Here is a 639-nt window from a genome sequence, read left to right as displayed (position 1 = left end):
CGTAGGGGAACTCGGTGTGGGTCAGGCCGCGAGTGCGGAAGGCGTCGATTTCACGATCCAGGCCAGCGCAGATGCGCGACACCTCTGATTTGGACACCCCCGAGCCCACTCCCATCGCGGCGACCAAGTCATCGACGCTGCGCGTCGATACCCCGTGCACGTAGGCCTCCATGATCACCGCGTGCAACGCCTTGTCGATGCGGCGGCGCCGCTCCAGCAGGGACGGGAAGAACGACCCGGCACGCAGTTTGGGGATCTGTACCTCGACATCCCCGGCGGTGGTCGACACCGTTTTGGGGCGGTGCCCGTTGCGCTGAGTGGTCCGGCCCTGGACTCGCTCGTAGCGGCCGGCACCGATCGCATCGGTGGCTTCGGCCTCGATCAGCGCCTGCAGCCCGGCCCGGATCAACTCGGCAAACACCGCCCCGGCGTCAGCGGACTTGAGCGCATCGAGCTGAGCGAGCAGGGCAGAATGGTCGTGGGTCATCGCGTTGTGTGTCCTTTGCTTGAGTCACTTTGGTCGGTAACTCAATGACCACTACGCGATGACCCACCCCAAAGCCCTCAACGACACACCAAGAGCCCAACCGCCCCGGTCAGCCGCAGGCCCGAAACCCCACCATCCCAGGGGACTTAGCC

General features: G+C 65.6%; 1 protein-coding gene. It reads right to left on the bottom strand.

The genetic code is table 11. From position 1 onward, the window contains the following. Window positions 1-487 (bottom strand): transposase (locus BST10_RS22260; protein WP_207567923.1); only part of this gene is annotated, 487 nt, incomplete at its 3' end. Window positions 488-639: the final 152 nt, after the last annotated feature.

Origin of the sequence: Mycolicibacter algericus DSM 45454 (assembly GCF_002086455.1) — a bacterium.
GTDB classification, from domain to species: Bacteria; Actinomycetota; Actinomycetes; order Mycobacteriales; family Mycobacteriaceae; genus Mycobacterium; species Mycobacterium algericum.
This window is presented reverse-complemented; position numbering and strand designations above follow the sequence as displayed.